This window comes from uncultured Gimesia sp., assembly GCF_937919775.1.
In the GTDB taxonomy this organism is placed as follows: domain Bacteria; phylum Planctomycetota; class Planctomycetia; order Planctomycetales; family Planctomycetaceae; genus Gimesia.
On sequence record NZ_CALFPF010000270.1, the window covers coordinates 1 to 6759 of the forward strand.

Here is a 6759-nt window from a genome sequence, read left to right on the forward strand (position 1 = left end):
GATGTTCGACCCCCAGGGTGGAATCGGAACGAAAACTTTTGGGATCAAGAAAGTCATCGTCAATTCGACGATAGATTACATCCACGCGGCTCAGACCACGCGTCGTTTTCATAAAAACGTACCCGTTTTCGACGACCAGGTCGGAACCCTGTACCAGTTCGACGCCCATTTGCTGTGCCAGAAACGTATGCTCAAAATAAGCTGAGTTGTAAATGCCCGGCGTCAGCACCACTGCCGTCGGATCAATCACACCACCGGGCGCACAATCCAGCAGGGTTTTGAGAAGCTGTTCGTTGTAATCTTCAATCGGCGCGACCGACATCCCTTGAAAGACGGGAGCGAACGTCCGTTTCATCAACTCGCGATTCTCCAGCACGTAAGACACGCCGGAAGGGCACCGCAAATTGTCTTCCAGCACGTAGATCTGCCCGTCGCGGTCGCGAATCAAATCGACGCCGGTAATGTGACACCAGACTCCCTGGGGAGGATGAAATCCTTCACACTGCTTTCGCAATGTTTTAGACGTCTGAATCAACTCTTCCGGGATCGCCCCATCTTTGATAATTTTGCGGTCATTGTAGATATCGTCGACAAACAGATTCAACGCATGAATGCGTTGTCGCAAGCCGTTTTCAACCATCTCCCACTCATGAGCGTCGATGATCCGCGGCAGAAGATCGAATGGCCAGACTTTTTCCGTACCCGCCTCGTGCCCGTAAACATTGAAGGTAATTCCCATGTTCTGAAGACAGAGGTCGGCAGCTTTTTGTCGTTGCTGTAAACTTCCATCCGACAGTGACTGCAGGCGTTCGACAAACAGAGAGCCGCTGGGTCGGGGCTGACCATCGGGAGCGAACATTTCATCGAAACTCTCATTTGACTGATAGGGAGCGATCCTCATCGTCTATCATTCCTCAACAATAAATTTAGACGGAACTGCTACATTGCCTCTGAATACACAAAACAAAGGCAAACGCCGTGCCGGACACGGCTCATAATCGTCGGTTACGGGTAATCAGTGATGAATCAGCACATCTCACAGGACCTGCCATCTAGCAGCCGCGTAATATGCTGACACATTCACCAGACCGTGCCTAATCCTTGGGCAGCAGACGATTAAACTTACAACGCGCTATCCATGCCTGGCGGAAATCGTAGTAGATGTTTCAGAAAGATGTGAATCAGCAGGAACGACCACCGGAAACCCAAGTCTCTAAAGACTTCGAGGCAACTGTAATCGGGAAGTAAGGTTCTGAAATAGTAGGAGCGCGCAAGAAACATAGCATTTTAAAGCAGTTAATGCAAGAGATTTACATCAAATAACAAACGCACACCATCAATTCACGGCGATTTCACATAGCGCCGTCAATCGGTAAAAAACGAAAGCATCACCCGACGTCGAAAAACCCGGTGATGCGCCCGATCTCAAAGTGTCGTAAATAATCAATCTTGAAAATAAAGCGGGACTTCCCACAGATCAGCAAGACGCTTGCATGCTGACGACGATTCATGATCCACAACCGCCCCTCAGGAATCTTTCCAGACCCCCTCGTCGTCGAAATGCGCGTCCAGCTCGATCTGTGAAATAGATACCACTTGCAGTCGATCTCTTGTAGAAACGCTGACCGTTTTTAATGATGATGATGGAATGCAGCGTCTTTTGCGTTTCCGCCTGAGAGTACGAACGCGAGCAGATCGAGAATCTGTTCTTTGTCCAACGTATTCAGCAGGTCGGCCGGCATGATCGAAATGGGTGAGGAACGTCGAAATTCGATCGTACTCTTCAGAACCTTCTGCTCCTTCACTTGTGGCGGCCCCGTGACGAGTGTCAACGAAGTTTCATCTTCAGAAACGATGTTCCCGTTGAGGCTCCGTCCATCTTCCAGCAGGAGCAGTACCGTTTTGTACTTATCCTCAATTTTGCGGGAGGGCTCAAGAATCTCAGCCAGGATCGCTTTGGCGTCCTGCTTGTGCTTCTTCACCACTTCGTCCAGATTGGGACCGACGGAGAGATTCTTGCCGAGGGTCACGCTGCTCTGATCCAGTTTGTGACACTGGGCACAGGCAAGCTTTGTGAAGATCTCCTGTCCCCTCGAAAAATTCCGATGTTCGCCCACACGCTTCACGTCTTTTTCCAGATCAGCCAGTTTCCATTTGGTGATCTTCACTTCCTCTTCCGAGTTCCGGGTGAGAAAATCCTTGAGATCGTTGGTTACGTACATCATTCCCCGCATCAGCATGTGATGCCCGGGAAAAGAGCAGATGTAAGGATACGCGCCCTCTTTGGTTGGAGCAACGAACTCAATCACCTCTTCCTGACCATGATCAACCAGCTTGCTGGCCCAGAGAATTTCTTTGCTCTCGGGAACAAAACCGACCGAAAACCCGCTGGCTCCCAAGGCAATCGCCGCCAAACCAACTTCATCGGCTTTCCCGGGATTCACCAGCATCATATTGTGGGGCATATAATCCGGGTTAGCAAATGTGAGTTTCACCTTCTTACCCGGCTTCACAGTGAGTTTCGTGACGTCATATCGCATGCGTTCGCGGATCGTTCCGATGCGAATGGTTGTCAAGTCAGGCGTGTCGCTGAGAATGCCCGACTTTTGTGTCGCCGCTTCCTCGGACTCCGCGATCACACCGCCACGCATCGTGCCTTCGACATTGAACCACAAATGCTTCACCGTGTTCGCGGCAATCCGCGCGTGCGGCTCGGGAGACTTTAAAAGAACTCCCAGTAATTCCAGATTCCGATCGTTGTGTTGCTGATGCAACCAGAGTGCTTCGAGCAGATGGTGCGCATCTTCTTTTTTATTCGGTTCAAACTGTTTGACCCACTCCTGCGTCGCCGCGATCACGGCGGCGGAATCGCGTTCACTCAGTTCAATACGCGTGCGATGGCGAATGCCATCGATGGGCGATTTCAAATTGTCGAGCAATTTGGCAATCGGCTGACCGTCAATAGCAACCGGTTCCTGCAGCGGCCGCCCTTTAGCGGTCATGCGGTAAACGCGGCCATGTTGATGATCGCGGTTCGGATCACGAACGTTATGCTGCATGTGGCCGATGATCACGTTGTGCCAGTCGCAGAAATACAGCGATCCATCGGGGGCAAAAATCGCATCCGCTGGGCGGAAATTTTTATCTCCGCTCATCATCAGCCCTTTTGATTTGTCCTCCGTTTTGGAGCCGTCAGCATTGATCCGCGTGACCGTCAGATCATCACCGGCAGGCTCGCCCCACACAGTACCATCCTCGCCGTTCCGCACCAGGTCGTAGTGTTTAATGCCGAGAAAGCCGATCACGTTACAGATCAAAAAGTCGCCTTGCATGGACTCAGGGAAGTGAGCACTGCTGACGACTTCACTGGCCGTCACGGGCCGCACTTCTTTCTTGAGCAGCTCGTGCATCTTGAACCCGGCTTTATCCGGACGCACCTGATACGCCCGGCCGCCGGTACCATCGGTCGCGTACTGATAACCCCAGTAGTCAAACGCAATGCCGTGCGGGTTCGGCGAATTGACGGCATGCATCGAAATCGTGAACCGCCTCGGATCGAAGCGATACATGGCCGATTCCGCAGCCTGCAGAGAAGGGCCCCAGGGATGCTCGTGGTTATGCACCATAAACACGCCGCTCTGCCAGTAAATGGCACCATCAGGACCATAGATCAAATTGTTCGCTGCGTGATGGGTATCGGAAGAATCGAGGCCTTGCAGCAGCACAGTACGCACATCGGCGACGTCATCGCCATCAGTATCTTTGAGGAACACAACTTCCGGCGCGGAAGCAACCAGCACGCCGCCGTTCCAGAACTCAAACCCGAGTGGATTCTGAATCCGCGCAAACTCGGTCACGCGATCCGCTTTGCCGTCGTTATTATCATCGTGCAAAATGATCAGCGCGTCGTCCATCTCTTTCAGCGGTTCCCACTTGGGATACGTCGGCCAGACGGCGGCCCACAGGCGGCCTTTGGTATCGAACTGCATCTGCACCGGGTTGACCAGTTCGGGAAACTGTTTTTCATCCGCGAACAGGCTGATCTCAAAGCCGTCTGCAACAGCCATATGCTGGAGGCCTTCCTGACCACTGATGTAGTTCAGATTCCCTTCTTTTACAGCGCTGGAACTCTTGCTGCCGCCACCAACGTTCGAAATCACCTTCACCGGTTGGGGCACATTGCTGTCGTCGACTTTGAGATCCTGACCTTTGGCAACCGCCCAGATACGGGCATCGCGATTGTTCGTCATCACATCCAGCATCGACAGCTCATGCTGTAAAACAACGGCGTTGGTCTGATCGTCAGTAAACGCGAGAATGGAGCGGCCGCCCCAGACATCATTGCCATCGCGAGCGCGATAGCGGTTATTCCACTTATACGCCTTATCCAGTACAGCCGAGCGAAGGGGCTCCATAGTTTGCGACGCGGTCACCTGGTGACCAAACAGGGTTGATGAGATCACTTCAGCCAGCTGTTTGTTACCTTCTGCTGTCAGATGGACTCCGTTGATAGTCAGAGGCGTGCTCGATTCCTTGAACATCTGCAGGGAAGGGTGGAACAGATCCACATACGCGACTCCCGCTTCGCGGGCAGCGGCTGCCGTTGCATTGGTATAGGCGGCGAGTTGAATGTTATGTGCTTTGCCGTCAGGCACATTTTTGCTTCCGGTATCTTCATGCGCGATAGGGCTGAACAATACAATCCGCGGGAATGATTTCCCGTTCGCTTTCGAACCACGGGTCTTTTTGACAAAGTCCACGAGCTTTCTTTGATACTCGTCGGCTTTCTTGACGCCTTCAAATGATTCGTTGTAGCCGAAAAACGCGAAAACGACGTCCGCCTGCACGTGCCGCAGATATTCAGTGATCGTGGCGGCGCCCTGGCTGCGCGGGAACGAATCCACACGGTCGCCACTCGCGCTCATATTACGAAAACGGACATCTTTACCTTGCAGCTCACTCTGTAACAGCGTTTCCAGCCAGCCATCATGCTGCATCCGATCGGGCAGTCCATTACCGAGAATGGCAACCATGTCACCCTTTTGAAATCCGAACGGCATCGGATCACGGTAATCAGCGGGCACATCGGCGAGTGTAGGGTCAGCGGCCTGACTGTGTGATTTCGAACCGACTGACTTGGAAGTCGACTTATAAGGGACACCGGGTTTTCCATCGAAGGTCAGGTACTCCAGCTTTCCCCGGTTCCTGACGTCAATCTCCACGGCAAAAGGAGCGTCCACTTTCGCGAGATGGAACACCTCTTTGCGATTCGCATCCAGCAGCGTCAGCGTGAAATTGTCCAGGCGGCTCTCGAATCCGTCACGGTTCCAGAGACCAATCTTTTCCACGTCGACTTCCTGACCGAGGTCGACTTCCCACCACGGATTCGTGGTTCCCTCATTGGCGGTATGCGTCTGGCCCCCTTTACCCCAGTCGGCACTTTTATTGCCGTCCAGCGCCTTGGCTGCGACTCCTGGCCCCATGGTACTCGACTGCGAAGCCTTGCCGTTTTTCGCGATATTTTTACCGCCGCTGATCACTTCCACTTCCGCCAGCGTCAGAATCCGCTTGTCGCCTGGAAGTTCGATCCGCACAAACCGGGCCGGCTTACCTGTCGCAAGTGAAGCGGTACCCGGTTTCTCTGCCTGTTTTTCTTTGGGCTTGTTCTCTTTTTTGGGGGAATGCTGATGCCCCTTGGGTTTTGCTTCCGGGATTTTCGTGTTGTTGTTGGCAGGGATCTGACTTTCGAATCCGGCATACATCTCCGGTTTGATACCGCGCGCGTAAGTCGCATTGCCAAATGTATTCGGTTTGAACGGCCCGACGAAGGACACGTCGGCATCCGCCTTGATCGCATCTTCCATTCCCAGCGCCCAGAAACACGCATTGACCAGTATCCGACGGTAGCCTTCATTCAAGATATCTTCAGGCGTTCCATACAGCGTCGTAAATACGCGGCCCGTCTTTCCTGAAGGGGATTGATAAGTCCGCGTCCATTCCGAAGGCATCGGCGGTTTCGTATCATCGGCGGGAGAATCCTGCTTCATTCCGTTCAAAGGCTGCGCCATCGTCAAGACTTCACCATCGGTGGGCTTGCCGACATAACCGCCCGCCTGCACCCAGATGTCTTTCACACCACGCAAAATCGGATGCGTCTTTTTGTCGTCAATGATGGTAATACGTGTGCTCTGCTGATGATTTCTTCCGTAGTGCCCGACCCATGTCTGTCCCAGCACCTGATGACCAAAGCCAAGTTCATAGTCCTTGTCTTTACTGTTGTACGAATATTCGGAGAAGGGTGCCGTCGCGGGCATGTTGAAGGCATGTGTCGAGGTTCGCATTCCCACCACTGGACCACCCCGTTTGAGGTAATCATCAAAATGCTGCATCTGTTCTTTGGGGAAATTCTGGAATCGCAGAAACACCACCGCGAGGTCCGCTGTTTTGAGTGCTTCCATGCCCGGCATGTTTGAGTTGCCCGCGACAATTTCACCCGTTTCCGGATCGATATTAAACAGCATGGTGCACTTGAATCCGTGATGTTTTGCCAGAATGCGTGCCAGTTCCGGCAACGATTCTTCAGACCGGTATTCGTGATCGCCTGCGAGGAAAACAATATGCTTTCCTTTACCAACTCCCTCAGTTCCTTCATAAACCAGCGGCGCGGCGCTGGCGAAGTTGGTAACGACCAGTGATAAACACAGAGCAACGACCCAGCAAGCGGATTTCATTGAGGAGTCTGCAATGATGTGGAAGAAA

Annotated in this window: 2 protein-coding genes; both read right to left on the reverse strand. The window is 52.8% G+C overall.

From position 1 onward, the window contains the following. The coding region (locus Q0294_RS07285; RefSeq protein ID WP_299462604.1) for a circularly permuted type 2 ATP-grasp protein at nt 1–901 on the reverse strand (901 nt) is incomplete at its 3' end. Nucleotides 902–1631: 730 nt separating this feature from the next. Beyond that, nucleotides 1632–6731, reverse strand: coding sequence for a PVC-type heme-binding CxxCH protein (locus Q0294_RS07290; RefSeq protein WP_299462606.1), 5100 nt, complete (start codon nt 6729–6731; stop codon nt 1632–1634). Nucleotides 6732–6759: the final 28 nt, after the last annotated feature.

Excerpts from the sequence above, each read along its gene's own strand:
- Q0294_RS07290 (WP_299462606.1), bottom strand. The coding sequence starts at position 6,731 with ATGAAATCCGCTTGCTGGGTCGTTGCTCTGTGTTTATCACTGGTCGTT.